Origin of the sequence: Streptomyces sp. NPDC101490, assembly GCF_044767145.1 — a bacterium.
Classification (GTDB): domain Bacteria; phylum Actinomycetota; class Actinomycetes; order Streptomycetales; family Streptomycetaceae; genus Streptomyces.
The window spans coordinates 174,574-200,136 of record NZ_JBIWNI010000002.1 but is presented as its reverse complement, the minus strand read 5'-3'; the positions used below and the strand labels follow the sequence as shown (position 1 = coordinate 200,136).

General features: G+C 72.8%; 25 protein-coding genes. 12 read left to right on the top strand and 13 right to left on the bottom strand.

Going from position 1 to position 25,563, the window contains the following annotated elements:
* Nucleotides 1-35: 35 nt before the first annotated feature.
* Both ACIRQY_RS04700 and ACIRQY_RS04695 read right to left on the bottom strand, forming a co-directional pair.
* Nucleotides 36-1,076: an LCP family protein gene (locus tag ACIRQY_RS04700; RefSeq protein WP_403922484.1), complete on the bottom strand. Its 1,041-nt coding sequence runs from the start codon at nucleotides 1,074-1,076 to the stop codon at nucleotides 36-38.
* A 423-nt stretch (nucleotides 1,077-1,499) separates the two neighbouring features.
* Entirely contained in the window at nucleotides 1,500-1,910 is a 411-nt protein-coding gene (locus tag ACIRQY_RS04695) for a rodlin (RefSeq protein ID WP_351791330.1), read from the bottom strand.
* Between the two features lie 218 nt (nucleotides 1,911-2,128).
* On the opposite strand from ACIRQY_RS04695, the gene ACIRQY_RS04690 reads away from it, so the two are divergent.
* From ACIRQY_RS04690 to ACIRQY_RS04680, 3 genes are all read left to right on the top strand, one after another.
* Nucleotides 2,129-2,539 carry a rodlin gene (locus tag ACIRQY_RS04690; RefSeq protein ID WP_403922483.1) on the top strand — a complete coding sequence of 137 codons (411 nt, stop codon included), beginning with the start codon at nucleotides 2,129-2,131 and terminating at the stop codon, nucleotides 2,537-2,539.
* A gap of 168 nt (nucleotides 2,540-2,707) precedes the next feature.
* Nucleotides 2,708-2,941: a chaplin gene (locus tag ACIRQY_RS04685; RefSeq protein WP_351791326.1), complete on the top strand. Its 234-nt coding sequence runs from the start codon at nucleotides 2,708-2,710 to the stop codon at nucleotides 2,939-2,941.
* A gap of 317 nt (nucleotides 2,942-3,258) precedes the next feature.
* Nucleotides 3,259-4,815 (top strand): hypothetical protein, encoded by a 1,557-nt coding sequence (locus tag ACIRQY_RS04680; protein WP_403922482.1) that lies wholly within the window; start codon nucleotides 3,259-3,261, stop codon nucleotides 4,813-4,815.
* Between the two features lie 37 nt (nucleotides 4,816-4,852).
* On the opposite strand, the gene ACIRQY_RS04675 is transcribed toward ACIRQY_RS04680, so the two are convergent.
* From ACIRQY_RS04675 to ACIRQY_RS04640, 8 genes are all read right to left on the bottom strand, one after another.
* On the bottom strand, nucleotides 4,853-6,004 hold the full coding sequence (locus ACIRQY_RS04675; RefSeq protein ID WP_403922481.1) for a GNAT family N-acetyltransferase: 1,152 nt from the start codon (nucleotides 6,002-6,004) through the stop codon (nucleotides 4,853-4,855).
* Complete coding sequence (locus tag ACIRQY_RS04670; protein WP_403922480.1) at nucleotides 6,001-6,681, bottom strand: lipopolysaccharide biosynthesis protein; 681 nt, start codon at nucleotides 6,679-6,681, stop codon at nucleotides 6,001-6,003. Before ACIRQY_RS04670 ends, ACIRQY_RS04675 begins: the two co-directional genes overlap by 4 nt.
* Nucleotides 6,682-6,692: 11 nt before the next feature.
* Nucleotides 6,693-7,826: a glycosyltransferase gene (locus ACIRQY_RS04665; protein WP_403922479.1), complete on the bottom strand. Its 1,134-nt coding sequence runs from the start codon at nucleotides 7,824-7,826 to the stop codon at nucleotides 6,693-6,695.
* Nucleotides 7,823-8,626, bottom strand: coding sequence for a polysaccharide deacetylase family protein (locus ACIRQY_RS04660; protein ID WP_351791313.1), 804 nt, complete (start codon nucleotides 8,624-8,626; stop codon nucleotides 7,823-7,825). Before ACIRQY_RS04660 ends, ACIRQY_RS04665 begins: the two co-directional genes overlap by 4 nt.
* The gene (locus ACIRQY_RS04655) at nucleotides 8,523-10,469 is read right to left on the bottom strand and encodes a lipid II flippase MurJ (protein ID WP_403922830.1); all 1,947 of its coding nucleotides are present in this window, start codon (nucleotides 10,467-10,469) and stop codon (nucleotides 8,523-8,525) included. Before ACIRQY_RS04655 ends, ACIRQY_RS04660 begins: the two co-directional genes overlap by 104 nt.
* Nucleotides 10,470-10,872: 403 nt before the next feature.
* Nucleotides 10,873-12,210: an O-antigen ligase family protein gene (locus ACIRQY_RS04650; protein WP_403922478.1), complete on the bottom strand. Its 1,338-nt coding sequence runs from the start codon at nucleotides 12,208-12,210 to the stop codon at nucleotides 10,873-10,875.
* 3 nt (nucleotides 12,211-12,213) lie between these two features.
* Nucleotides 12,214-13,665: a sugar transferase gene (locus tag ACIRQY_RS04645; RefSeq protein ID WP_403922477.1), complete on the bottom strand. Its 1,452-nt coding sequence runs from the start codon at nucleotides 13,663-13,665 to the stop codon at nucleotides 12,214-12,216.
* The gene (locus ACIRQY_RS04640; protein WP_403922476.1) at nucleotides 13,662-14,798 is read right to left on the bottom strand and encodes a glycosyltransferase; all 1,137 of its coding nucleotides are present in this window, start codon (nucleotides 14,796-14,798) and stop codon (nucleotides 13,662-13,664) included. Before ACIRQY_RS04640 ends, ACIRQY_RS04645 begins: the two co-directional genes overlap by 4 nt.
* 509 nt (nucleotides 14,799-15,307) lie before the next feature.
* On the opposite strand from ACIRQY_RS04640, the gene ACIRQY_RS04635 reads away from it, so the two are divergent.
* The 5 genes from ACIRQY_RS04635 to ACIRQY_RS04615 all read left to right on the top strand — a co-directional run bounded on the left by ACIRQY_RS04635 (nucleotide 15,308) and on the right by ACIRQY_RS04615 (nucleotide 18,968).
* The gene (locus ACIRQY_RS04635) at nucleotides 15,308-15,547 is read left to right on the top strand and encodes a chaplin (protein WP_351791303.1); all 240 of its coding nucleotides are present in this window, start codon (nucleotides 15,308-15,310) and stop codon (nucleotides 15,545-15,547) included.
* Nucleotides 15,548-16,418: 871 nt separating this feature from the next.
* On the top strand, nucleotides 16,419-16,700 hold the full coding sequence (locus tag ACIRQY_RS04630) for a hypothetical protein (protein WP_351791302.1): 282 nt from the start codon (nucleotides 16,419-16,421) through the stop codon (nucleotides 16,698-16,700).
* 231 nt (nucleotides 16,701-16,931) lie between these two features.
* Nucleotides 16,932-17,705, top strand: coding sequence for a hypothetical protein (locus ACIRQY_RS04625; protein WP_403922475.1), 774 nt, complete (start codon nucleotides 16,932-16,934; stop codon nucleotides 17,703-17,705).
* Between the two features lie 143 nt (nucleotides 17,706-17,848).
* Nucleotides 17,849-18,361, top strand: coding sequence for a hypothetical protein (locus tag ACIRQY_RS04620; RefSeq protein WP_403922474.1), 513 nt, complete (start codon nucleotides 17,849-17,851; stop codon nucleotides 18,359-18,361).
* 334 nt (nucleotides 18,362-18,695) lie between these two features.
* Nucleotides 18,696-18,968, top strand: coding sequence for a chaplin (locus ACIRQY_RS04615; RefSeq protein ID WP_351791295.1), 273 nt, complete (start codon nucleotides 18,696-18,698; stop codon nucleotides 18,966-18,968).
* A 68-nt stretch (nucleotides 18,969-19,036) separates the two neighbouring features.
* Here the strand turns inward: ACIRQY_RS04615 and ACIRQY_RS04610 are convergent, their stop codons facing one another.
* Together ACIRQY_RS04610 and ACIRQY_RS04605 are read right to left on the bottom strand one after the other, a co-directional pair.
* Nucleotides 19,037-19,903, bottom strand: a complete 867-nt coding sequence (locus ACIRQY_RS04610) for a tyrosinase family protein (protein WP_403922473.1) — start codon at nucleotides 19,901-19,903, stop codon at nucleotides 19,037-19,039.
* Nucleotides 19,887-20,300: a tyrosinase family oxidase copper chaperone gene (locus ACIRQY_RS04605; protein WP_351791289.1), complete on the bottom strand. Its 414-nt coding sequence runs from the start codon at nucleotides 20,298-20,300 to the stop codon at nucleotides 19,887-19,889. The genes ACIRQY_RS04610 and ACIRQY_RS04605 overlap by 17 nt, the downstream gene beginning before the upstream one ends.
* 176 nt (nucleotides 20,301-20,476) lie before the next feature.
* Here ACIRQY_RS04605 and ACIRQY_RS04600 point away from each other — a divergent pair, with 176 nt between their 5' ends.
* The 3 genes from ACIRQY_RS04600 to ACIRQY_RS04590 are packed head-to-tail and all read left to right on the top strand — an operon-like array spanning nucleotide 20,477 to nucleotide 22,668.
* Nucleotides 20,477-20,980: a DUF5949 family protein gene (locus tag ACIRQY_RS04600; RefSeq protein WP_351791287.1), complete on the top strand. Its 504-nt coding sequence runs from the start codon at nucleotides 20,477-20,479 to the stop codon at nucleotides 20,978-20,980.
* Nucleotides 20,981-20,999: 19 nt separating this feature from the next.
* Nucleotides 21,000-21,650, top strand: a complete 651-nt coding sequence (locus tag ACIRQY_RS04595; protein ID WP_403922472.1) for a vitamin K epoxide reductase family protein — start codon at nucleotides 21,000-21,002, stop codon at nucleotides 21,648-21,650.
* A gap of 1 nt (nucleotide 21,651) precedes the next feature.
* Nucleotides 21,652-22,668 carry a glycoside hydrolase family 26 protein gene (locus tag ACIRQY_RS04590; RefSeq protein WP_403922471.1) on the top strand — a complete coding sequence of 339 codons (1,017 nt, stop codon included), beginning with the start codon at nucleotides 21,652-21,654 and terminating at the stop codon, nucleotides 22,666-22,668.
* A 92-nt stretch (nucleotides 22,669-22,760) separates the two neighbouring features.
* Here ACIRQY_RS04590 and ACIRQY_RS04585 read toward each other — a convergent pair whose 3' ends face one another.
* A complete protein-coding gene (locus tag ACIRQY_RS04585; RefSeq protein ID WP_403922470.1) occupies nucleotides 22,761-23,447 on the bottom strand; it encodes a hemolysin III family protein in 687 nt (228 codons plus the stop codon).
* 196 nt (nucleotides 23,448-23,643) lie between these two features.
* Here ACIRQY_RS04585 and ACIRQY_RS04580 point away from each other — a divergent pair, with 196 nt between their 5' ends.
* Nucleotides 23,644-25,467: a phosphoenolpyruvate carboxykinase (GTP) gene (locus ACIRQY_RS04580; RefSeq protein WP_403922469.1), complete on the top strand. Its 1,824-nt coding sequence runs from the start codon at nucleotides 23,644-23,646 to the stop codon at nucleotides 25,465-25,467.
* Nucleotides 25,468-25,563: the final 96 nt, after the last annotated feature.

The following is a 25,563-nucleotide window of genomic DNA, read 5'->3' as shown; positions in this document are numbered from 1 at the left end:
GAGGTCCGGAGGTTCCGCGATGTCCACCGGACGGACTACGGGCAGATGAGCGAAGCCCCGTCGGCGGGCCGGTAGACGGCCGCCGGGATCTCACTCGGCACGACGGCGTCGGCGGGCGGCAGCGGCTCGTCCCGGCCCAGCCGCCCGAATACCTCGGCCGCTCCCTCCGCGTCCCAGGCCACGGTGGACCCGACGCCCTCGATGTCCGGGTTGAACCCGCGTACGGGTACGGTCGCGAACGCGGTACGAGCTGTGGAAAGGTTCTTCAACCTCCCCGCCAGCACGACGAGTTCGGCGACGGAGACGCCCCGGTCGGCCGCGCCCGTCCCGCGCAGGGTCGTGGCCAGGGCCTTCAGCCGCTCCGGGTCGCCCAGCACGCCGTCGCGCAGCCGCTCCAGCGTGTTGACGACGAACTGCTGCTGCTTCCGGATGCGGCCGAAGTCCATCTGTCCGTCGGCCCGCCGCGACCGCACGTACTGAAGCGCCTCGCCGCCGCGCACACGGGTGGTGCCGGGTGCCAGGTCGATGCCGGTGACCGGGTCCTTGAGGGGCTGCTCCGTACAGACGGGGACCCCGCCGTCGATCCGGTCCACGGTGTCCATGAAGCGGCGGAAGTCGATCTCCAGATAGCGGTGGACGGGGAGCCCCGTCATCGCCTCGACGACCTCCGTGGTGAAGGCGGGGCCACCCTCCGCCCAGGCGTTGTTGATCTTCGCGGGGTGGGCGTCGTGGGCCTCTCCGTCACGCCGGTCGTGGTGCGGTCCCGGGAGGGTGGCGAGCGAGTCGCGGGGCAGGCTCACCACGTCCATCCGGTCGTTCGCCGCCGAGATGTGCACGAGCATCATCACGTCCGTGCACGCGCACGCGCGCCCGCCGAGCCGGTGGCGCTCCTTCTCCTCCTCGGTGACGCCCTCGCGGCTGTCGATGCCGACCACCAGCAGGTTCAGCCCGTTTTCGGGGGCCGGGAGGTCGTCGGCGGCGGTGGCGAGGGCGCCGGGGGCGAGCGTGGCGAGGGCGGTGAGCGCCGCCGGGACGAGCAGCGGACGCCGGGCCCACCGTGCACGTGGGAGGTTCATGTCCGCACGTTATTTCGATCGTTCTCGCACACAGATACGCGACGCGACATGAACAGGGCGAATCACTCTCCTGCGGCGCCTGTGCCATGATGCGGGAATCGCAGCGGAAGGAGCGAAGATGGCGCCGGATCCCGGGAAATGGGAACGGATGGCCTTCATTCCGAAGAGCCGATATGTGAGTGATCCCGCCCCCGCCGACCGCACGCCGTTCCCGGTGTACTCGGCTCTGGTGAACCAGTGGACGCAGTCGGGAAGGGCGGTCCCGGGAATGCCGGACCGGGAATGGGAGCGTCTGATGGCGACGCCGGTCTGGCCCACCTGGTAGGAAGACCGGGAAAGACGAGAAGACGAAAGAAGACGAAAGGGGCCGCCCCGGAGGGCGGCCCCTGACGTGTGGACGTCGTCGCGTCGCGACGGCGGGGGTCAGCTGTTGCCGACGCCGTTGCCCGAGAGGACCGGGATGTCGTCCAGGATGTGCGACAGCGGCTCGTCGCCCTTGGCCTGGGTGGAGTTCTCGGTGCACTGCTGGTTCTGCGGGGAGGACAGCACGTTGATGTCCTGGACCGAGATCGGGACGAGACCGATGAGCGAACCGGCGTTGAGCTTGGCCGGCAGGCCGATGCACGGCTTGTTCAGGGAGCCCTGGACCAGCGCGAACTGGGGGCTCATGTTGCCGTAGGTGGCGGAGTTGCCGTACTCCTGGTGCGCTCCGTTGCCGCTGAGCGAGGTGGTGCCGCCGTCGTTGCCGATGGCGAGCGCCGGGGAGGCGACGGCGGCGGTGGCGCCGACGATGGAGACGGCCGCGGCCGCAGTGGCCATAACCTTCTTGATCACGGGAGTTCCCTTCTAGAACCGGCTCCGTGCAGGGAGCGACCTGATCAACTGGACGAGGGCGCAAGGGTTCCGCTGTGTCACTCCCTTGGCGGAGCGCACTCGGCAGCACGAAGCGCGCGCCCAGTCGAAAGGGTGAAGGGCCGGAACCAAAGCCAACGGGCGCAGTTGATCCCGTCGCATCAATCAGCTCGATTGGTGGGAACAGGAACGGAATCACCGTGATCAAGAAGATTATGGCGGCTGCGGCTGTGACGGCCTCTGTTGTCGGCGCCACCGCTGCGGCGGCCTCCCCGGCTCTCGCCATCGCCGACGACGGTGGCACGACCTCGCTCAGCGGCAACGGCGCGAAGCAGGCGTTCGGCAACTCGACCACCGCGGGTGACCTGAGCCCCCAGTTCTCGGCGGTCCAGGGCTCGCTGAACAAGCTCTGCCTCGGTGTCCCCGTGAAGGCCAACGCCGGTTCGCTCATCGGTCTCATCCCGATCGCCGTGCAGGACGTCAACGTCCTCGCCTCGCCGCAGAACCAGCAGTGCGCGGAGAACTCCACCCAGGCCAAGGGTGACGAGCCGCTGTCGCACATCCTGGAGGACATCCCGGTCCTCTCGGGCAACGGCATCGGCAACAGCTGATCCGTACGGCGCGCGACTGGGCCGGAAGGGAGCGGAGATGCTCCCTTCCGGCCCTGTTGTGTGTGCATTGGAGTGAATGGGGGAGTCTCTCCGTTGTGTCGGTTTCCTTTTTGAGGGATGTTCGTTGTGTTCCGTGAGTCTCCCGCCATCGAAAGGACGCAGACGAAAATGAACTGTAAGAAGGCTGCTGCTGTCGTCGCCGGAATCATCATGGCCATGGGTGCGGCCACGCCGGCCTTCGCCGACGCCGAGGCGACGGGTGCGGCCATCGGTTCGCCCGGTGTCGCCTCGGGCAACGTCGTCCAGATCCCGATCCACGTGCCGATCAACATCTGCGGCAACAGCATCAACGTGCTCAGCGCGCTGAACCCGGCGTTCGGCAACACCTGCGTCAACGCCTGAGTCCACCAGGACCCCCAGGTACCGGGGCCGGTCCCGGAGAGTGCGAACTCTCCGGGACCGGCCCTCGGTCATGTCCGGACCCGTTTCGGACCGGGACCCCAGTGGGGCCCGCGCGCCACCCCCGGTGGTCGTTTCCTGGGCCATGTGCCGAGGCTCCGCACGCCATTTCCTGGCCCGCGGTCCCCCAATTGGGCGATCAAATACCCCGATGGACCAATTGCCGGAGGCGAGCCGCGTTCACGGTCGGCTCATTAGGAATACTTTCGGAGTATCGAATTGACGGACCATCAAAAAGCGTGTGACGCGGAGGAGTGGCCATGGGAACTGCCCGCCGGAGGACATCGAGAGCGTGGCTGGGGGTCTTCACCGCCGGTCTCCTCGCTTCGGGATCGGTCGTGCTGGCGTCCCCGGCCCGCGCCGCGGAGTCCCCCTCGACCAGGGACCCCGGCCCCTCGCTCACCGGCGCCATGGGGGCCTTCCTCGACTCGGGCTCGCGCGGGGTCGCCCGTATCGGACAGTTGGAACGCTGGCTCGGCGGGCGGGAACTCCGCGTCGGTCACACCTACCTCCCCGGTGACCTGTGGCGGAACATCGAGGGTCCCCCGGGCTTCCTCGACGCCTGGGCGAACTGGCGCAACGCGAAGTCCGACCGCATGTTCGTCCTCAACGTGCCCATGCTGGAACGCAACGAGGCGGGGGTCTCCGACGCCGAGGTCCGCAGACAGCTCCGGCTCGGCGCCGCGGGCTACTACGACCACCACTTCAAGGCCCTCGCCCAGCGCCTCGTCGGCCTCGGGGCGACCGACACCGTCATCGTCCTCGGCTGGGAGATGAACGGCACCACCTACACCCACCGGTGCGGACCCGACCCCACCTCGTGGAAGAGGTACTGGAACCGGATCGCCACCGCGATGCGCTCCGTGCCCGGCCAGGAGTTCCGCTTCGACTTCAACCCGAGCCGTGGTCTCGACGCCGTGCCCTGGACCGAGTGTTACCCGGGCGACGACGTCGTCGACATCATCGGGATGGACTCCTACGACCAGCCGCCCGGTTCGAGTTTCGACCAGCACGTGAGGGAGCCGTACGGGCTCCAGAAGCAGGTCGACTTCGCCGCCGAGCACGGGAAGCAGATCTCCTACCCGGAATGGGGCCTGTTCCGGAACGGGGACAACCCCGTGTACATGCGCCGGATGCTGGAGTGGATGAAGCAGCACAAGCCGCTCTACCAGACGATCACCGACTACTGCCCGCACGGGGTCTGGCAGTGCGACGACAACCCGAGGTCGTCGGCGATGTTCCGTCAGATGCTGTACGGCACGGGCCCCGGGCTCCCGACCGAGCCGACCGAGCCGACTGATCCCACGCAGCCGACGGACCCGACTGGCCCCACCGATCCCACGCAGCCGACCGATCCGACCGGGCCCACTGAGCCGACTCGTCCGGCGGACCCGACTCGTCCGGCGGACCCGACTCGTCCGGCGGACCCGACTCGTCCGGCGGACCCGACTCGTCCGGCGGACCCCACGCATCCGACTGACCCGGTCGATCCGACGAAGCCGAAGCCCGAGCCGAAGCCCGAGCCGAAGCCTGAGCCGAAGCCTGAGCCGAAGCCTGAGCCGAAGCCTGAGCCGAAGCCTGAGCCGAAGCCCGAGCCGAAGCCCGAGCCGAAGCCCGAGCCGAAGCCTGAGCCGAAGCCGGAACCCAAGCCCGAACCCAAGCCGGAACCGGAACCCCAGCCCGACTGCTGGACCGTCAATCTCGGCTCCTGGGTCGAGAGTTGGATCGGCGGGCCCGTCTGTGTTCCCAGGGACTCCTGGAAGGACAAGGTCGATCTCGGCTGGAAGGACGCGCTGAAGGGCGTCTGGCCCTTCTGAGCCGTCCCGGACGGTACGACGGAGCGGCGGCGGGCCGTCAACCCCCGCCGCTCCCCGGCGTCCGGCCCGACAGGCGGCCGATCAGCCGCCCCGCCCGGGTGCCCTCGCGGACCTGCAGGGCCGCCCAGCGGCGCGCGTCGGCGGCGCCCGCGCGCAGCCACAGCAGCGGGGCCGTACCCCGGCCCGTCAGCATCAGCCGCTGGTTGCCCACGGTCTCGGGCCGCCAGTGCCGCTTGTACTCCTCGGTGCCCCGCAACATGCTCAGGGTGGTCCGGCCACCGGCGCTGGTCTCCCCGGCGCCGTGCCGCAGCAGCATCGTCGCCACATCGACCTTGCGGGCCCGCAGCGCCGGATCGGCGCCGTACAGGTAACCGCCCGCGAGCCGGGGCGACATCAGGGTCAGATCGGCGGCCACCACGTCCCCGGCCAGCCGGAACTCGGTGACCATCGCGTCCCCGCGCTCCACCATGGGCCGTACGGCACGGGTGAGGTGCTGGGCGAACCGCTCGCTGGTGTGCTCGGTGGTCACCCCCCGTCCCTGCCATTGGAGTTGATGGAGCTTCAGGAGCCTTTCGAGGGCGGCGGGCACCTCGGGACCGCCGACGATGTGCGCGTCGATGCCGAGGGCGTCCAGCTTGCGCAGCTTGGCCCTGACCCGCTGGGCCTTCCCGGAGGGGATGCGTGCGAGGAGCCCCTCCATGGGCACGGCGGGCAGTTCCAGACAGAGCGAGTCGGGCAGTCGTCGGCGTGGGCCCCGCCAGTGGGCGAGGACCCGTTCGCTGGCCGCCCCCGGCCGTACCTCCCGCAGGTCGACCACCGCGCCCCGGGCGGCCCGCGCGATGCCCCAGGCCAGTGCGGGCGCCGCCGCCGGGCAGCCGTCGTCGACGAGCACGTCCGTGAAGTCGGTGATCCCACCGCCGAGCTGGGTGAGGACCGGCAGCGGCCCCCGGGCCCGCATCAGGGGCGCGGCGGCCACGAGTGCGCCGCCCGCGTCCCGTACGAGCACCACCCGCAGCGCACCGGGCCTGCCGTACGAGAGCCACCAGGAGTGCAGCCAGGCGTGGGACTGGAAGGGGGTGGCGGCGGAACAACGCCCGTACAGCGCCGTCCATTCGGCCGCGATCCGCCCGAACCCCGTCTCGTCACGGCACACCTCGATCCGCGGGTCCGCGGGGTTTCCCGGACTCACACCGCCTCCGGCTGGTGTGCGGCGGCCGGGGCGGGCACGGCGGTGGACGCGGGGACGGCCGGTGCGGCGGGCGGCCGGGAGTGGCGGGCCTCGCCGCGCGCGGCGGCCCGCCTCGGGCGGACCAGCAGGGCGAGACCGCCGAGCAGACCGCCCGCGCAGCCGCCGACCAGCGCGGAGAGCGACGCCGAGGGGGAGACCGGGGACACCGGCTCGGTGGCGCGGGAGAACTGCACGACCTTCACGCCGGTGCTGCCCGCCACGTGCGAACTGTTCAGGACGAGCGCGCGGGCCACCCCGTCGGCCATGGCCACGGCCTTCGAGGACTTCTCCGCGCGGGCGGTGATCGAGATCATCGGCGCGTCGGGCGAGGTCTCCGCCCGCACGCTGCGGCGCAGGGTGGCGGCGGTGACCCCGGCCCACACCTGGGCGTCGCCGGTCACCGCGATGTCCGTGGCGACCCGCCCGTACGCCTGCGCGAAGCCGAGCGCGCCCGAGGGGTCGGACTTCGCGGCGGGGACGACGATGACGTAGCTGGTCGCCGCGTACTGCGGGGTCTTCAGAGCCCCGTACCCCCCGCCGAGCACGGCTCCGGCGAGGGCGGCGGCGGGCAGCACCGCCCACCGGCCGGGGCCGCGCAGACCGGCGGGGAGCGAGACGCGGGGTGGGGTGGTCTTCATGGGACGGTCTCTCACTTCGCGGAGGAGGGGGTGCCGTGGACGGCCTGGTCGTAGAGGGACAGCAACTGCCGGGCGCTGTGCGCGATGTCGTAGTGGCGGGCCGCCGCCGGGACCGGGAGCCGGGCGGGCCCGGCGGCCCGGACCCCGCGCAGGGCGGCGACGAGCTCCGGCACGGAGACGCCGGTACGGAGGGCGCCCGGGGCCGCGTCCGGTCCGAGGTCCTCGACCGCGGGGCAGGCCGCGTAGAACACCGGCAGCCCGGCGGCGAGCGCCTCGACGACGGCGAGTCCGAAGGTCTCGTCCGGGGACGGGGACACGAAGACGTCCATCGCGGCCAGGAGACCGGGCAGCGGGGGACCGGCCGAGCCCGCCGGGAGCGGGTCCGCGCGGGCGCCCGTGAGCAGCACCCGGTCGGCGGCCCCGAGGGAGCGCGCCAGCTCCAGCAGCTCCGTCCGCCGCTCGCCGTCGCCGACGAGCAGCAGCCGGGCGTCCGGCACCTCGGCGACCGCACGGACCAGCAGGTCGAACCGCTTCCCCGGCGCCAGCCGCCCCACCCCGCCCACCACGTACGCGTCCCCGGGAATGCCGAGGGCCCGCCGGGCGCGGCTCCGCGCGTCGGCGTCGAAGGCGAAGCGGTCCGTCTCGATGCCGTTGGGAACGACCCGGATACGGTCCCGGGGCACCCCCCAGTCGGCGAGCCTGCGGGCCACGCTGGACGAGACGGCGACCGTGGACGTGCCGAGCCGCTCCGACGCCAGATACAGGGCGCGGGTCCCCGCCGACAGCGGACGGCCCTCGATCTGCGTCTCGCCGAGGGAGTGCTCGGTGGCGACGATCCGCCGCACCCCGGCCAGCCGGGCCGCCGCCCTGCCGTACACGCACGCCCGGTACAGATGCGTGTGCACCAGGTCGTACCGGCCCCGCCGGACGATCCCGGCCAGCCGGGGGAGCGCCCCGAGGTCACGGTTCCCGGCCATGCCCAGATGGGTGACGGGGGTGCCGTCGGCCTCGATGCCCTCGGCGACGGCGCCGGGGTTGGTGAGGGTGACCACCCGGCTCCGGACCGGCAGGTGCCGCAGCAGCAGCCGCAGCTGCTGCTCGGCCCCGCCGATGCCGAGCCCGGTGATGACGTGCAGCACCTTCACGGGGCCACCGCCACCGGGGGGCCGGGCACGGCGGCCGGCAGATCGGCGGGCCGACGGCGGCGCAGCGGGTGCAGGACGCGCTTGGCGGTGAGTCGCCAGGAGGTGTCGTCCTCGCCGATGTGGACGCGGGGCAGGGCGTACGCGCCGGTGTGCGGGCCCGGGTCGATCGCGCAGGCGTACCGGTACCCGGCCGCCCGTACGGCACGGATCGCACGCGGGTCGACCTGCCCGTACGGGTAGCAGAAGCCGTCCACGGGACGGCCGGTGATCTCCTCCAGGAGGATCCTGCTCTCCCGGGTCTCGGCGGCCAGGGCCGTGTCGTCGGCCTCGGGGAGCGACACATGGGTCAGCCCGTGCGAACCGATCTCCATGCCCGCGTCGGCGATCCGCCGGATGCCGTCCTCGGAGAGCAGCGGCTTGCGCGGCCCCGCCGTGTCCCAGCCGTTCTCGCCGTCGAGCCGCCCCGGCAGCGCGTACACCGTCGCCGTGAACCCGTGTCTCAGGAGCAGCGGCAGCGCCGAGTCGACGAAGTCGGCGTAACCGTCGTCGAAGGTCAGGCCCACGAGCCCGCGGGCGCGGCCCTCGGCGGTGGCGGCGAGCAGCTCGCGGACCGAGACCCCGCGCAGCCCCCGGTCGCGCAGCCAGTGCAGCTGCCGGGCGAAGCGGACCGGGGAGACGGTCACGCGGTACGGGTCGTCAGTGGTGTCCGCGATCGAGTGGTACATCGCCACCCACAGGGGCGGCCTCACCCACGGGGGCGGCTTCGGCAGCATTCGGCGCAGCACGGTGGCGGCGGGCATCGGGGTTCCTCCTCCGGTAGGCGGTGCGGGGCAGCGGCAGGATCTCGGGCGCCTCGGGGGCGCAGCCGAGGAAGATGACGAAGACGCCGACGACGACCAGTGCCGCGACGGTGGTGGCCAGGAACGCGGGCCCGATCGCGACCGAGGCCAGCCAGCCCGCGCCGGTCGCCCACGCGCCCGCCGCGGCGAGCCGCAGCAGCCTTCCGCCGAGCCGCCCGGCGCGCACCGGGACGGCCTGCCGGTGCGCCCCGCGCAGCAGCAGCACCGCGGTGAGGGTGATGCCGAGGGCGTTGGCGGCGGCGATGCCGACGGCGCCCCAGTGCTCGGCGGCGGGTACGCCCGCGGCGGCGGTGGTGGCGAGCCCGGCGCCCATGGCGGCGGCCGGGTACCAGAGCGGGCGGGCGGCGGAGAAGTAGCAGCGGACGAGGGCGCCCACCATGGTCTGGCCGAGCAGCCCGAGCGCGTACACCCGCATCACGGCGGCGGTCGAGGCGGTGTCGGAGCTTCCGAACTGCCCCCGCTCGAAGAGGAGTTCCACGATCCTGGGGGCGGCGGCGATCACCGTGGAGGCGCCGACGAGGACGACGAGGGCAGCGAGCAGCAGATCCCGCTCCACCTGGCGGCGGGCCTTCTCCGCGTCGCCCGCCGCGAGGGCCCGCGCCACCGTGGGGAAGCTGACCGTGCACAGCATCAGCGAGAGGATCATCGGCATCTGCGCCACCTTCTGCGCGTAGTTCAGATGCGAGATGGCCCCGGCGGGCAGCGGTGAGGCGAGGAAACGTTCGATCAGCGTCTGCGACTGACGGCACAGCGAGAACGCGACCACCGGCGCGATGAGCCCGAACAGCAGGATGCGGGCGTCGGCACCGCCAGCCGACTCCGATGAAGCCGATGAAGCCGATGAACCCGATGGAGCCGATGAGACCGGCGAACCCGATGAACCGGATGAACCCGATGAGCTGGATGGCTGGGACGAACCGGACGGTCCGGACGTCCTCGGTGTCTCGGGGGTCTCGGATGTCTTGGGTGTCCCGGCTGTCCTCGGTGGCGCCGGGCGGGTGCGCAGCTCCCGCAGCAGCGAGGGTGCCTGCACCAGGACCATCAGGACCCCGCCGACGGCTACCCCGGCGGCGGCGGACCGCACCCCCCACGGCTCCCGCAGCACCAAGACGGTGCCGATGATGCCCACGTTGTAGGCCACGTAGATCATCGCCGGGGGCATGAAGCGGCCGTGCGCCCGCAGCGCCGCCGAGCAGTAGCCCACCAGCGAGAACGTCAGCACGCACGTCCCCGTCAGCCGTGTGCACTCGACCGCGAGCGCCGGATCGGGCAGCCCCGGTGCGAGGACCGAGACGAGCTGCGGGGCACCGGCGATCAGGAGCGCGGCGGCGACGCCGAGGACGAGCACGATCCGGGGCAATGTGCCCCGCACCAGGGCGCGCACCGGATCGCCGAGCGTGCCGCCGGAGCGGCGGGCCAGCGCACGGGAGAAGGCGGGCACCATGATCAGTGCCATGGCGTCCTCGACGAGCAGCGTCGAGGCGAACTCGGGGACCGTCCACGCCACCAGGAACGCGTCGGTCTCCGCCCCGGCCCCGAAGTACCCGGCCAGGATCTGGTCCCGTACGAGTCCCAGCAGCGCCCCGACGGCGGTGAGCCCGGCGGTGACGGCGGCGGCCTTCGCGAGGAAGCCGCGCCCCGGGGACGCGCCGCCGCGCCGCTCCCGCTCCCGCGCGCGGGCGTGCGCCGGGTGGTGCGGGGCCGGGCCCGGTGCCGGTACGGGCGGCGGGCTCGGGCGGCGCGATGCGGGTACCGGCGGCGGGCTCGGATGCGGGACCGGCAGGGGCCCCGGCGGGCGTTCCGGCGGGCGCTCCGGCGAGGCGGGGGAGTCGGCCCGTACGGAGGTCTCGCCCCGTACGGAGGTCTCCGCTCTTCCGCAGGAGGCCTCTCCCCGTCCGGCGGCGGTCCCTCGCCGCCCGCTCGGGTCCTCCCGTACGGCGGCGGTCTCTCCCCGTACGGAGGTCTCTCCTCGTGCGGCTGCCCCTTCCCGCCCGCCCGGGTCCTCCCGTGTCCCCGTGTCCCCGACCCGCCCCGGCAGCACGACGGCCTCCGGGGGCCACGGGGGGTCCGTGGGCCCCGGAGGCGCGGTCGGCCAGGGGTCGGTGAGCGGGGCGTCGGGGGGCGGGCCGCCCGGGGCGCGCGGCTCGCCGGGGGCGTCCGTGGGTTCCGGTTCTCCGGACCGGGGGTCACGCACGACGGACCCCCGCGAGGGCCCACCAGGCGGCGAGGCCCAGCACCACGGACATCAGGACCGTGGAGGGGCCGCCGATGTCCGCGTAGAAGAAGTCGACGAGCTGCCAGCCGAGCAGCCCGGTGGCGACCAGGGCGCGGTCCGGGCCGAGCCGCCACCGGCGCAGCCCGAGCACCAGCAGCGCCACCCAGCCGCCGGCCAGCGCGAGCAGCCCGAACAGGCCCTGCTCGCTCAGCACCAGGAGGTACATGTTGTGCGGGGAGAGCAGCGGCTGCCGCTGGAACGCGGCCCCCGCGCCCGCCGTGTCGCTGCCGGAGGACAGGGCGAGCGAGGCGTTCGAGTCGCGGTACGCGGGGAAGCCCTTCAGGCCGATGCCCGTGACCGGCTCCGTCCGCCACATCCGCCCGGCCGCCGCCCACATCGTGTACCGGTCGGTGACCGACTGGTCCGGCGCCGCCGCCACTCGCGTGATGCTGGTGACCCGCTCCTGGACCATCGCCGAACCGACGCCGAGACCGCCGACCAGGACCACCCCGAGCGCCCCGGCGGCGAGCGCCACCCGGACCGCCCGCCGGGGCCCCGAGAGCAGCAGCTGCGCCCCGCAGGCGAGGACGGTCGCGATCCACGCGCCCCGGCTGAAGGACAGCACGAGCGGTACGGACAGCAGGACGGCGCAGCAGAGCGCGGCCGTCCGCGCCCGGCCCGCCCGGGACCCGAGCGCGATCCCGGTGACGACGACCAGACCGTACGAGACGACCGTCGCCATGCCCATCACGTCGGTGGCCCCGAAGGTGCCGACGGCCCGGACGTCCTCGCCCTGGTAGGAGGCGCCGGTGCCGGTCAGGTACTGGCCGACGCCCACCGCGCCCTGGAGCAGGGCGAGTCCGACCAGTCCCCAGGCGACCACGGCGAAGTCCCGCCGGTCACGGATCATCAGGAGTACGGCCGCCGGGACGAGGACGAAGATCTGGAGGTAGCGGGCGACGCCCGGCAGGCTCGCCGCCGGGTCGTTCGACGTGATCGCGGCCAGGCAGATCCCGAGGACCGGCAGGCCGAGGACGACGGCGGCGGTCCGGGTCAGCGGGCGGGCGCCGCCGCGCAGCACCCGGACGAGACAGACGAGGACGAGCAGTCCGGAGGCCGCGTCGGCGACCGTGCCCGTCCCGCCCGTACCGCCCTGCGCCCCGCCGCCGCCCGGCACGAGCAGCAGCGCGATCACGGCGAGGACCGGGGACAGCGCCCCGGCCCTGCGGGCCCAGTCGCGGACATCGGGGGCGTCGTGGCTGCCGGGGGCGTCGGGGGTGACCGCGGGCACGGTCAGGACCGTGGCCATGCGTCAGCTCCCCGTGGGGCGGACGAGTCCGGCGGCCGTCCGCACCAGGATGCAGACGTCCTGCCAGAGCGACCAGTGGTCGATGTAGTGGTTGTCGAAGCGGCAGCGGTCCTCGATCGAGGTGTCCCCGCGCAGCCCGTGCACCTGCGCCAGACCGGTCAGTCCCACCGGCATCCGGTGCCGGGCCGCGTAACCGGCGTGGATCTTGCTGAACTGGGCGACGAAGTAGGGGCGTTCGGGCCGGGGCCCGACGAGGCTCATGTCGCCGCGCAGCACGTTCCACAGCTGCGGCAGCTCGTCGAGCGAGCTCTTCCGCAGGAAGCCCCCGGCCGCGCTCATCCGCCGGTCGCCCGCCACGTTCCAGCGGGTCGCCGACTCGGCGTCGTCGGAGGGGCGGAGCGTACGGAACTTCAGCAGCGTGAAGTGGCGCCCGTGCTGGCCCACCCGCTCCTGCCGGAACAGCACGCCGGGACCGTCCGAGAGGCGCACGGCGAGCGCGCACACCAGCAGCACCGGCAGCGCGAGCGCCATGGCGGGGGCGGCCAGCGCGATGTCGAGGAGCCGCTTCGCGGTCAGCCCGCGCCGCTCCTCCAGCGGGACGACCCGCTCCCAGGCGTACCCCCACACATGCGAGCCCATCGGCCCGTCCTGCCCCCGCCCGCCGACCCGCCAGGTGGTGCAGCCGTAGTGCTGGAACAGCGTCATGAGCCCCGGGTCGTCGTCGAGGAACACCGCGTCGCGCACGGTGTTCTGGATGACGGCCCGGTGGATCTCCTCCGTCGTGGTGAGCACCGGGAGCCCGGACTCCCCGGCGGGCCGGGGCGCGCCGACCTGCTCGGGCACGCCCACGATGCCGACCGGCCGCACCCCGTACTCCGGGTGCTGGGCGGCGGCGGCGGCGAACCGGCGCGCGGCCCCCGGCCCGCCGACGACGAGCGCGGACCGGGGACGGTTCCGCGCGGTCCGGCGGCGCCGGGAGAGCAGCAGGGCCCGGACCAGCACGACGACACCGACATGGACGGCGTAGGCGGCGCAGAGCCGCAGTGGGCCGAGGGCCAGGGTGGGGGAGTAGGCGGCGGTCCCGGCCGCCGCGAGGCACCAGACGACGCCCGCGCGGGAGGCGAGGGCGGGCAGTTCGTCGAGGGCCCGGACGTGCGCGGGCGGCCGGTGGAGCCCGGCGCGCGCGTCGAGGAGCAGGACGAGCGCCACGACCGGCAGCAGCAGCCGGAGGTCGTGGTGCCCGGCGCCCAGGAAGGTGGCGCCGCCCAGGACGGCGAGCACGTCGACGGCCGCGAGCAGGGGCGCGCCGGACCCCGGTCGGGCGCGCCGGTGCTCGGGCAGCGCGAGCCGGTCGGGCGCGCCGCGGCGCGGCGCGAGGGAGGCGAGGCCGAGGGCCTGGCCCGCCGTGGGCCAGGGGCCCGGCGAGGAGGGGACGCTGGTGCTTTCCGTGGTCACTGCGCAATCGGCTCTCTGTGCTCGGCGTCCCGGGCCCCGGCCAGTTCGCGGTAGACGTCCGCGACGGCCGCGCCGGTGCGCCGGACGTCGAATCTGCTGAGTACGTGTTCGTGGGCCTCGCGGCCCAGGCGGTGCCGCAGCTCCGGCCGGCCGAGGAGGCGGCCGAGGGCGGCGGCGAGCGCGGCCGGGTCCTCGGGCGGGACCAGGCACGGGGTGCGGTGGTCGGGCGGCAGGCTCTCGCGGGCCCCGTCGACGTCGCTGACGACGACCGGGCGGCCGGCCGCCATCGCCTCCAGGGGCGCCAGGGCCATGCCCTCCCAGCGGGACGGCAGGACGACCACGTCGGCGGCCCGGTACCAGGGGACGGTGTCGTCGACGGCTCCGGTGAACCGCACCGAGGGTCCGGCGGCGGCGCGCAGCCGTTCGGCGTCGGGACCGTCGCCGACCAGGACGAGCCGGGCGTCCGGCACGTCGGCGAGCACGGCGGGCCAGGCGGCCAGGAGCACGTCCTGGCCCTTCTGGCGGCAGAGCCTGCCGACGCAGACGACGGTGGGCACGGAGCCGCCGGGCGGCCCGTCGGAGGCGAACCGGGCGATGTCCACCCCGTTGTGGACGACGGCCCAGTCCGCCCTGATGCCCGCGGCCTCGCCGGTACGCCGTTCGGCCTCGCTCACGCAGAGGACGCGGTCCGCCCAGCGGGCGCCGAACCGCTCCCAGCGACGGGCGAGGGCGGCGGTCGTCCCCTCGACCGCCTCGAAGGACCAGGCGTGCGGCTGGTACACGGTCGGGACGCGTCCGCGCACGGCGAGCCGGGCGCACAGCCCGGCCTTGGCGCTGTGCGCGTGGACGAGGGAGGGCCGGATCGTACGGATCAGCCGCCCCAGCTCCCGGGTCTCGCGGACGAGCCCGGGGCCGGGGTCCCGGCCCGCCCGCCAGTCGTGGGTGTCGGCTCCCTCGGCGCGGACGGCCGTGGACAGGGCGGTGCCGGGCGGGCAGGCCACGGCGACCCGCAGACCGGCGGCGAGCTGGGCGCGCACCAGGTCGACGACGACACGGGCGACCCCGCCGTCGCCGGGCTGGACCGCGTGCAGGACGGTGACGGACCCCGGGTCCGTTTCTCGTGGTGTCCGCATGTCAGCGCCGGACTGTACGGAATTCGGTGGTGCCGGAGTTCAACAGGTCGTTCGGGGAAGCGGACGGCGTCGCAACCGACAGGGCGCACAACACCCTGTGATGCACAGCGAGAAGCGCTGAATTCCGCATACAGGTTCTCCGCTTTGATGAGAGAAGGAAGGGAAGACCCGCGGGGGCAGGGGGGAGGGGAGGTGTCGTCCGCACGAAATGGGTGAACGCGCGGCGGGCCCGGAAGCAACGTTCGGAAACGTTATAACCCCGATGCGGGGCGATAGTAAGCATTAGATGCCTGGAAAACCTAACTCCCGTATCCGGAAGGCAGGTTCCTCGTTGTGCGTGTTGCGCCATTCCGCGCCCACTCCCTCCGGCTACCCCCTTATGGCCCAAAGATCGGTTGAACGTCACCCGTTCGGGAGAGCAACCGATGAAAAGCGGGAACGTTGTTGAGGGAGCCGGGCCGAACAGTCCGAGCAGTCCGCGTTGAATTCCGATCGAGGAGCACTTCTCCATGTCCCGTATCGCCAAGGCCGTCGTCCTGACCGTGGGTGCCGTCGCCGCGGTCGCCGGTACCGCCGGTGCCGCCGCCGCCGACGCCGGTGCCGAGGCCGCCGCCGTGGGCTCCCCCGGTGTCATCTCCGGCAACGTCGTCCAGGTTCCGGTGCACGTCCCGGTCAACGTCTGCGGCAACACCGTCAACGTCGTCGGTCTGCTGAACCCCGCCTTCGGCAACACCTGCGTGAACGCCTGATCTCGCACGCCTGATCGGTCCTTCCGAGGCCGGTGCGCCCACCCGTCGGGTGGGCGCACCGGCTTTTTCCTTGCCGGGACTGGGTGACTACTCGCTCGGCGGCACCGTCGTGCGCCGTCCGGTGCAACGGCGCACGCCCCTTCGAGGGGCAGGTCAGGAGGGTGGATTCACCCGAACGGAGGTGTGGCGCTCCGTAGCATTTCGGTTGCTCAGGGCTATCACCGCAGGCACGGTGAGGGGGAAGCCGCCCGACACACAAGGAAAGCGAACACGTATGCGTCCCGGGCCGCACGCGGTCCCGCTGCCCCGGCGCCTTCCGCCGTCGCAGCCCCCGGCGCGGCGGGACCCGCCTCCGCCGTCGAGCACCACCCCGCCGACCGGCCTCCCCGTGACCCGCCCGCGAGCCTCCCAAGCGCCCTCGGCGCTGCCCGCGACCCGGCCCGGAGCCGGTCTGCCCGCCGCCCCCCGCCCGCGGCCGTTCGCGCCCCAGGTCACGGCCGAACCGACCTCTCCGGTCGGCCTGGGCGGGCCCGGCCGTCGCCACCGTCCTCGGCGGCGGTCCGCCCGCCCCGGCACTCGCCGGACTGCCCGTGCTCCCGGCCGGCCCGCCCGAACCGCCGGTGCGGCCCCCGCTGCCGACCCGTCGGCCCTCCCCGTTCCCGTACCGGCCAGGCGTACGCCCGACCGGTACGGGCGCGTGTGATCGGCAAATAGCACCGGCCCGTATCGATCGGGTGCAGTGTCGAGAAATCCTTCCTCCCGGAGTTTCCGGGGAGCGCACCTCTCGTTACAGATGCAGAACGGCGCACGGGACGAGAGCAAAGGCCCTTTTCCGTACGCGACTTGAAAGAACAGAGGAAGGATTCTCCCCATGAAGCCCACCAAGGTCGCCGCAGTCGTCGCCGGTTCGCTGATGGCGCTGGGTGCCGCCGCGCCCGCCATGGCCACGGAGGCGCTGACCCCGACCAGCCTGAACGGTGGTCTGGAGGCGATCGCCGCGAACGGTCTGAAGTCGGACGCGCTGAGCAGCACGACGGAAGGCTCCCCGGTCAAGACCATCACGGACGCCACGAGCCAGCTGAACAAGGCCACCAAGGGTGCCCCGCTGCTCGGTGGCCTGCCGGTCCCCGGCGGTCTCCCGCTGGGTGGCTGACACTCCTTCAGGGCGCCGGAATCTCCGGGCATTTACGGAGCCGTTCGGCCCCGTTACCCACGGTCGGCTGATCGAATGATTTTCTGATCAGCTGCCGTGTGGCCCGCATCGCGCTTGACGCGTGAACCTCTACTCTCTGGCCAGTCCCACGCGAACGTCGGCGTGGAACAGGCCGGTCGGAGCGAGGGGGGATCCTCGTCGGCCTCTCCCTTTCTCCAGAGGAAGAGCGGTATGCGGTCCATCATCAGCAGGAAAGTTCTCACCGCGGCGGCAGCGACGGGCATCCTGTCGCTGAGCGGCGGCTTCGCCCTGGCCGCGAACGTCCACTCCGGTCCGGACGACGGGTACGGCACGACCGCGGCCGGTCACGCGCAGGCCCCCCGGCCCGCGGACGTCTGCGGAGATCTCGGCGAGTACGTCGCCGCCGCCGTCGGTGATCTCTGCGCCCGACCGGAGGGCACCGACGGCCACGGCTCCGGCTACGGCGACGAACCGGGTGAACCGACGAAGCCGCCGACGAAGCCTCCGACGCACCCGCCGACGCATCCCCCCACGAAGCCGCCGACGAAGCCTCCGACGTACCCGCCGACGCATCCCCCCACGAAGCCGCCGACGCATCCGCCGACGCATCCGCCGACGAAGCCGCCGACGCACCCGCCGACGCATCCCCCCACGCATCCGCCGACGAAGCCGCCGACGCACCCGCCCACGCATCCGCCGACGAAGCCGCCGACGCACCCGCCGACGCACCCGCCCACGCATCCGCCGACGAAGCCGCCGACGCACCCGCCGACCCACCCGCCGACGCATCCCCCCACGCACCCGCCGACCCACCCGCCCACCACGCACCCGCCGACGGTTCCGCCGACCAAGCCCGGGGAACCGCACCTTCCCGAGACCGGAAGCGATCCCGCGCTCTGGGGCGCGGCCGCGATCAGTGCCGCGCTGATCGTCGGCGGCACCGTCGTCCGTCTGCGGGGCGGCCGGGTCAGCCGCCGCCACTGACCCCCACCGAGCCGACGCCGTGTCCGATCCCCCCCCGGGCACGGCGTCAACCAGGGCCCTCACCGTCACCGGTGAGGGCCCCGTGCGTTGCTGCACACGGGTTAGTTCCGCCACGTTTCGGCCAAGGGTCTCGTTCACCTCATATGAATCTGCGTTCTCACGCGGGCATGGGACTCCTCATGACCGCCTTCGCCTCCGCCGCCCTGGCTTCCCCCGCAGCCGCCGTCGAAGCGCCGGTGGTCGTTCCGCTCCAGGGCCTGGAGCCGATCCTGCCGATGGCCGCGCCGACCGTGACGACCGGCGTTCCCGTTCCGATGCCCGGTGCCCCCACCGGTTTCCAGAAGGGCCTGGGAGCCCTTCCCGACCTCGCGCTGCCCAGCGTGCCGCTCACCGGCACCCTGCCGGGGACCGTCGTCGACGCCCCGCTGCCCCAGCTCATCAAGGACAGCGAGCCCGGCCACGCCCTGCTCAGCAGCCCGCACTCCGAGATGCGGGCCGCCACCCCCGGCGCCGTCATCGGCACCCCCCTGGAAGCCCCGCGCGGCGACGGGCTCGCCGGACTGCCCGAGCTGACGAAGCCCCGGGTGGGTCTGCTCACCCCGGTGCTGAGCGGTGCCCTCGAACCGCAGCTGGGCCTGGCGCCCTCGGCCCCCTGATCCAGGCCCAGCCCCCGTCCCAGCCCTCGCCCCAGCCCCCGTCCCCGTCCCTTCTCCCGTACGGGCCGTCACCGGCCGGGTGAAGGCCCGATTCCTTCTGCCGCTTCCCGGTTCCTCGTGCGCCGAGGGAGACGGCTCGTCGTCCCGGCACGGTCCGCTTTCCGAGCACCGTCCCGCCGTATCCGGCGGCGGACGGGATCCGGACGGCGGACCATTTTTTCGGTTCTCCCCTCTCACTTTCGGCCCAATGCCCGTGACCCGTCCCGCCGACCGGCGTTGAACGGGAACGACGGCCGTGATCCCTGCGGTCGCTTTCCAGCTCAAGGAGTTCTTGATGTCTCGCATCGCGAAGGCTGCCGCTGTTCTCGCCGGCACGGGTGCCGTTGCCCTCAGCGGAGCCGGCCTGGCCGTCGCCGACGCCGGCGCCGGGGCCGTCGCCGCTCACTCGCCCGGTGTCGCCTCCGGCAACGCCGTGCAGGTCCCGGTCCACATCCCGGTCAACCTCTGCGGCAACACCATCAACGTCATCGGCCTGCTGAACCCGGCCTTCGGCAACACCTGCGTGAACGCCGACGGCGGCCACGGTGACGGCGGCTACGGCGGCTGATCGCCCGTGACACAGGTGTCCCCCCGGCCCGTAGGACCGGGGGGACACCCGCGTCCGGGGCCGCTCCGTCAGGCGTAGCGGTAGATCCGGCTGTGGTCGAACAACGAGGCCGGGGTCACTCCCCAGGGCTTCATCGCCTCGTGCCGCGCCACGACCTTCCGGTACTGCGCGTCCCCCAGCGGCGGCGGCTCCGCCGGGAGGTAGGCGGCCCCCGGGTTGCGCTGCTGCCACCGCGACCACACCAGGTCCACGAAGGAGTGGTGCAGCCAGAACACCGGGTCGTTCACCGAGCCGCCGCTCAGCATCATCCCGCCGATCCAGCGGTGCACCCGGTTGTGGATCCGGAACCGCTCGTTGCCCCGGCCCCCCGCCCAGCCCTCCAGCCGGTTGCGGAAGCCCGAGGCGCTCGTCGAGTTCCAGGGCGACACGTCGTACGTACGCTCCCGCATCACCTCGTCCAGCTCCGCCGAGGTCGGCAGCGCGATCGGGTCGCGCGGGCGGCCGAAGTCCCTGGTCAGGAAGTGGTCCTCGGTCATCGACGCCGTGATGTCCCAGCGCCCCGAGGAGTGCGCGAACGGCCCGGTCATCACCTGGAGGTCGGCGCGCCGCCCGTTGCCGCCCAGGAAGTCATCGGCCCACAGCGACGACGCCGGGGAGTTGTCCTGGGTCCAGTCCCAGTACGGGACCGCGACCCTGGAGTCGATCCGGCGCAGGGCCGTCTCGAAGTCCAGCAGGAACCTGCGGTGCCAGGGCAGGAAGCTCGGCGCCATGTGGGCGGTCCTGAGCCGGCCCTCGCCGTCGGACGTGTAGTGGTCGATGTGGGTACGGACGAATTCGTCGTACCCGCCGGTCCTCTTGAGCTCCAGGACGGCGGCGACGAACGTGCGCCGTTCGGCGGCCGTCAGATCACGCTGGTTCTTACGCGTGTACACCACGCGGGCTTCCTCCCGTCGGGGCGGTGTGGACGCCGTGGGCGCCCGCGAGCGGGGAGAGCCGGGCGGTCCCCAGCTCGTCCACGGCCGTGCGGGTGGCTGCCAGCGGCGTCGGGCAGGACTCGTAGTGGTCGATCGGGGTGATGTAACCGCCGTCGGCACAGCGCATCAGCTGGAGCGGCCGGCCGTCGACGAAGGCGGCCGGAGCGCCCCCGGCACCGGACAGGCCGACGATGTGGCGGCCCCGGTACATCTCGTCGAAGGCATGGGGATCGCCTGGTTCCGCCACGGGTCCCCCCGATGGCGGAATGTCCGCGACCCGGCCGAGCGCGCCCCCCGTGAAAGCGGTGACGGCGAGCGCGAAGAGGGACCGCAGTGCGACGCGGCGCGGGACGATCATGAGTGATCTCCTCGGGGTCGGCTGGGCGTCCCCCCGCCTCGGGAAAGGGAGAGGCCTCAGGGCACAACGATGAAACCCCGGGTTCGTTGCGCCGGAAACGCCAGCGGTGTGAATGTGCGCCGTTCGGGTGAAAGCGGCGCGGGGAAAGGGTGGTTGGAGCACTAGCATCCCGATTCATGACCACTTCCAACGTCGTTCCCTCGACGCGCAGTGCCTCCCCGCTGGGAACTCTCACGGTGATTCCGTGGGCCAGCGAGCCCACCGCCGAATCGGCCGGGACGCCGTTCCTGATGGCGTACTCGCTCGGCGACGGCCGGGACGGACCGGAGGCCGGTCAGCAGGCGCTGCGGGCGGCCCTGGAGGCCATGGGCCTCTCCGTGGGCGACCGGCTCTTCGACCTCGACAAGGACGCCGGGATCAACGCCACCCTGATCGTCGAGGGCGGCTCCGCCGTCCTCAACCTGCCGTTCCTGAAGGTGCAGTGCCCGGTGCCCGACGAGTGGCAGACGGCGGCCCGCGAGTCCGGGAAGGTCTACCTCCTGTGCTCGGTGCGCCCCTGGCCCGAGGCCGTACCGGGGCGGCCGGTCGAGGAGGAGCTGCTGCGGTCCTTCGTCGCCGACGAGGAGACGCTCGCGGACTGCGCCCACGTCCTCATGCCGGTCCGTCGCCTCCAGGGCTGAGCGGGAAGGGGGTCGCGCCATGGCGACGGTGAACGTACGGGGCGGGGTGCCGGGGCAGCGGCAGGAGGAGACGTCCGGGCGGGAGGGCCCCGGGGCGCTCGGCGCGGGCCGGGCCCTCGCCTGGATGCTGGTGGTCACCGGGGCGGCGGGCGCGCTGGCCGGCTGGGTGATCACCATCGACAAGTTCCACCTCCTGGAGGACTCCGGCTTCCAGCCCGGGTGCAGCCTGAACCCGGTCGTCTCCTGCGGCAGCGTCATGAAGAGCGAGCAGGCGGCCGTCTTCGGCTTCCCCAACCCGATGCTGGGGCTCGTCACGTACGCGGTCGTCGTCGCCGTCGGCGCCGGGCTCCTCGCCGGGGCCCGCTACCGCCGCTGGTACTGGCTGGGCCTCAACGCGGGCATGCTCTTCGGTGTCGGCTTCTGCACCTGGCTGATGTACCAGTCGCTGTACGAGATCAACGCCCTCTGCCTGTGGTGCTGTCTGGCCTGGACCGCGACCCTCGTCATGTTCTGGTACGTCACCGCGCACAACGTGCGGCACGGCGTGATCCCCGCCCCGGCGGGGCTGCGGACCTTCTTCGGCGACTTCGCGTTCGCCCCGCCCGTCCTGCACCTCGGGATCATCGGGATGCTGATCCTGACCCGCTGGTGGGACTTCTGGACCGGCTGACGTGAACCGTCCCTCCCTCAGGCCGCGGGCCGCACTGACCGTGCTGCTCGCGGCCGTTCTCGTGCTCCTGCTCCCGTACGACCGGCTCGCGCCCGGCGACCGGCGCACCGGGGGCGCCGACACGTCCGGGCCGGGACCGGTCGCGGGGGTGCCCTCGGGCTTCTTCACCGGCTCGGACGCGACGGGGGTGCGCCGGATCGCGGGGGCGCAGGCATGGCTCGGCGGGGAGGCACTGACCGTCGGGCACACCTATCTGCCGGGGGACCGCTGGTCCAACATCGAGGGGCATCCGGCGCTCTTCGTGCCGTGGGCGCGCTGGAAGGCGGACCGGCCCGGACGGCTCTTCGTGCTCAACGTGCCGCTGCTCGACCGCAGCGAGGAGGGGCTGCCGGACCGCGAGGTGCGGGCGGGGCTGCGGGACGGCGCGGCGGGCGCCTTCGACCGGCACTTCCGGACCCTGGGGGAGCGGCTCGTGGCGCACCGGCTCGGGGACGCGGTCCTGGTCCTGGGCTGGGAGATGAACGGGACGACGTACAGCCATCGCTGCGGCCCGGACCCCGCGGCCTGGAAGGCGTACTGGCGGCGGGTGGTGGGGGTGCTGCGGGCGGTGCCGGGGCAGCGCTTCCGCTTCGACTTCACGCCGAGCCGGGGGCGGGACGCCGTCGAGTGGCCGCGCTGCTACCCCGGGGACGACGTCGTCGACGTGATCGGGATGGACGCCTACGACCAGCCCGCGGGGCTCTCCTTCGAGGGGCAGGTGACCGAGGAGTACGGGCTCGGGCACCACGTGGCCTTCGCGGCGGCGCACGGCAAGCCGGTCTCGTACCCGGAGTGGGGGCTCTTCAGGAACGGCGACAACCCGGCGTACGTACGGGGGATGCTCGACTGGTTCGCGGTGCACCGGCCCGTCTACCAGACGTTCACGGACTACTGCCCGCACGGGGTGTGGGGGTGCGCCGGGAATCCGGCCTCGGCCCGGGTGCTGCGGAGGGCGCTGGGCTCCCCGGCGGGTCCCTGAGGGACCGGTGGGTCCGGAGCCCTCGTGGGTCCGGAGTCCTCGCGGGTCCGGAGCCCCGGCCGGTTCCGGTGGATCCGGCCGGGCGGGGCCGGTCAGGAGTGCTGGTAGGCGACCAGGGAGATGCCGACGTAGTGCACGATGAAGGCGGCCAGGGTCAGCGAGTGGAAGACCTCGTGGAAGCCGAACCAGCGCGGTGACGGGTTCGGGCGCTTGATGCCGTAGATCACACCGCCCACGCTGTAGAGCAGCCCGCCGACGACGACCAGGACGAGGACGGCGATGCCGCCCGCGCGCATGAAGTCGGGCAGGAAGAAGACGGCGGCCCAGCCCATCGCGATGTAGCAGGGCGTGTACAGCCAGCGGGGCGCGCCGACCCAGAAGACCCGGAAGGCGATGCCCGCCGCGGCGGCGGCCCAGACGGCCCACATGAGCGGCTTCGCCGTGGAGTCCGGCAGGAGCAGCAGGGTGAGCGGGGTGTAGGTGCCCGCGATGATCAGGAAGATGTTGGCGTGGTCGAGGCGCCGGAGGACGGCCTCGCCGCGCGGGCCCCAGTTCCCCCGGTGGTAGAGCCCGCTGATGCCGAAGAGCAGGCAGGCGCTGAGGACGTAGATCCCGCAGGCGAGGCGGGCACGGGGCGAGTCGGCGAGGGCGACCAGGACGGCGCCCGCGACGATCACGGCGGGGAACATGCCCGCGTGCAGCCATCCCCTGAGCCGGGGCTTCGCCGGAAGAGACGGGGGACGCTCGATCGGGGGCACTTCCGGGAGGGCTGCTGTCATGGAAACGAATCGTACCTACGGTTCCGTAGGTCCCGGATATGAGTGGCGATGCTCACGTGGGCGGGCCCCTGGACATATGGGCGAATCGAGCGGATGATCAAATGAGTGCGGTCGGCACCGGATGAGCAGCTACGAAGCGTCCGGGTCGCGGCCCCCACGGGGCACACAACAAAAAACCCCTCGACAAGGAGCAATCGTGGCGCGCGACAACGCGGCTCCCCTTCACCTTCCGACCCAGCACCAGGAGCTCGTCTCCTGGGTGAACGAGATCGCGGAGATCACCCAGCCGGACGACATCGTCTGGTGCGACGGCTCCGAGGCCGAGTACGAGCGCCTGTGCGGGGAGCTCGTGACCAAGGGCACGTTCAAGAAGCTCGACCCGGGCCTGCGCCCGAACTCGTACTACGCCGCCTCCGACCCGTCCGACGTCGCGCGCGTCGAGGACCGGACCTTCATCTGCTCCGAGAAGGAGGAGGACGCGGGCCCGACCAACCACTGGAAGGCCCCCGCGGAGATGAAGGAGATCTTCACGGGCGAGCAGGGTGTCTTCCACGGCTCCATGCGCGGCCGCACCATGTACGTCGTGCCCTTCTGCATGGGCCCCGTCGGCTCCCCGCTCTCCGCCATCGGCGTCGAGATCACCGACTCCGCGTACGTCGCCGTCTCCATGCGCACCATGACCCGCATGGGACAGCCCGTCCTCGACGAACTGGGCACCGACGGCTTCTTCGTCAAGGCCGTCCACACCCTCGGCGCCCCCCTCGCGGAGGGCCAGGAGGACGTGCCGTGGCCCTGCAACACCACCAAGTACATCTCGCACTTCCCCGAGACCCGCGAGATCTGGTCGTACGGCTCCGGCTACGGCGGCAACGCCCTGCTCGGCAAGAAGTGCTACGCGCTCCGCATCGCCTCCGTCATGGCCCGTGACGAGGGCTGGCTCGCCGAGCACATGCTCATCCTCAAGCTCACCCCGCCGCAGGGCGAGCCCAAGTACGTCGCCGCCGCCTTCCCCTCGGCCTGCGGCAAGACCAACCTGGCCATGCTGGAGCCCACCGTCCCCGGCTGGACCGTGGAGACCATCGGCGACGACATCGCCTGGATGCGCTTCGGCGAGGACGGCCACCTCCGCGCCATCAACCCCGAGGCCGGGTTCTTCGGCGTCGCCCCCGGCACCGGCGAGCACACCAACGCCAACGCCATGAAGACCCTCTGGGGCAACTCCGTCTTCACCAACGTCGCCCTCACCGACGACGGCGACGTCTGGTGGGAGGGCATGACCGAGACCGCGCCCGCGCACCTCACGGACTGGAAGGGCCAGGACTGGACGCCCGAGTCCGGGACGCCCGCCGCCCACCCCAACGCCCGCTTCACCGTCCCGGCCGGACAGTGCCCGACGATCGCCCCCGAGTGGGAGGACCCCGCGGGCGTCCCGATCTCCGCGATCCTCTTCGGCGGCCGCCGCGCCTCCGCCGTCCCGCTGGTCACCGAGTCCTTCGACTGGAACCACGGCGTCTTCCTCGGCGCGAACGTCGCCTCCGAGAAGACCGCCGCCGCCGAGGGCAAGGTCGGCGAGCTGCGCCGCGACCCCTTCGCCATGCTGCCGTTCTGCGGCTACAACATGGGCGACTACATGGCCCACTGGGTCAAGGTGGGCGCCGACGCCGACCCGGCGAAGCTCCCGAAGATCTACTACGTGAACTGGTTCCGCAAGAACGACGCGGGCCGGTTCGTGTGGCCCGGCTTCGGCGAGAACAGCCGCGTCCTGAAGTGGATCGTCGAGCGCCTCGACGGCACCGCCGAGGGCGTCGAGACCCCCATCGGCATCCTGCCGACCACGGACTCCATCGACACCGACGGCCTGGACCTCCCGGCCGACGACCTGGAGTTCCTCCTCGAGGTCGACCGTGACGTGTGGCGCGAGGAAGCCGCCCTCGTCCCCGGCCACCTCGACACCTTCGGCGACCACACGCCGAAGGAACTGTGGGACCAGTACCACGCGCTCGTCGAGCGCCTCGGCTGATCCCGCCCCCCATCTCGTGGTGGGTTGCCCCGACATTCCGCCCTGACCAGTGGGGTCACGACGGCTCACCACGACGCGACCGGCCCCCGGAGCCCC

Coding starts and splice junctions, on each gene's coding strand:
- ACIRQY_RS04700 (WP_403922484.1), bottom strand. CDS start 1,076: ATGAACCTCCCACGTGCACGGTGGGCCCGGCGTCCGCTGCTCGTCCCG.
- ACIRQY_RS04685 (WP_351791326.1), top strand. CDS start 2,708: ATGAACTGTAAGAAGGCTGCTGCTGTCGTCGCCGGAATCATCATGGCC.
- ACIRQY_RS04680 (WP_403922482.1), top strand. CDS start 3,259: ATGGGAACTGCCCGCCGGAGGACATCGAGAGCGTGGCTGGGGGTCTTC.
- ACIRQY_RS04670 (WP_403922480.1), bottom strand. CDS start 6,681: ATGAAGACCACCCCACCCCGCGTCTCGCTCCCCGCCGGTCTGCGCGGC.
- ACIRQY_RS04660 (WP_351791313.1), bottom strand. CDS start 8,626: ATGCCCGCCGCCACCGTGCTGCGCCGAATGCTGCCGAAGCCGCCCCCG.
- ACIRQY_RS04650 (WP_403922478.1), bottom strand. CDS start 12,210: ATGGCCACGGTCCTGACCGTGCCCGCGGTCACCCCCGACGCCCCCGGC.
- ACIRQY_RS04640 (WP_403922476.1), bottom strand. CDS start 14,798: ATGCGGACACCACGAGAAACGGACCCGGGGTCCGTCACCGTCCTGCAC.
- ACIRQY_RS04635 (WP_351791303.1), top strand. CDS start 15,308: ATGTCCCGTATCGCCAAGGCCGTCGTCCTGACCGTGGGTGCCGTCGCC.
- ACIRQY_RS04630 (WP_351791302.1), top strand. CDS start 16,419: ATGAAGCCCACCAAGGTCGCCGCAGTCGTCGCCGGTTCGCTGATGGCG.
- ACIRQY_RS04625 (WP_403922475.1), top strand. CDS start 16,932: ATGCGGTCCATCATCAGCAGGAAAGTTCTCACCGCGGCGGCAGCGACG.
- ACIRQY_RS04620 (WP_403922474.1), top strand. CDS start 17,849: ATGAATCTGCGTTCTCACGCGGGCATGGGACTCCTCATGACCGCCTTC.
- ACIRQY_RS04615 (WP_351791295.1), top strand. CDS start 18,696: ATGTCTCGCATCGCGAAGGCTGCCGCTGTTCTCGCCGGCACGGGTGCC.
- ACIRQY_RS04605 (WP_351791289.1), bottom strand. CDS start 20,300: ATGATCGTCCCGCGCCGCGTCGCACTGCGGTCCCTCTTCGCGCTCGCC.
- ACIRQY_RS04600 (WP_351791287.1), top strand. CDS start 20,477: ATGACCACTTCCAACGTCGTTCCCTCGACGCGCAGTGCCTCCCCGCTG.
- ACIRQY_RS04595 (WP_403922472.1), top strand. CDS start 21,000: ATGGCGACGGTGAACGTACGGGGCGGGGTGCCGGGGCAGCGGCAGGAG.
- ACIRQY_RS04585 (WP_403922470.1), bottom strand. CDS start 23,447: ATGACAGCAGCCCTCCCGGAAGTGCCCCCGATCGAGCGTCCCCCGTCT.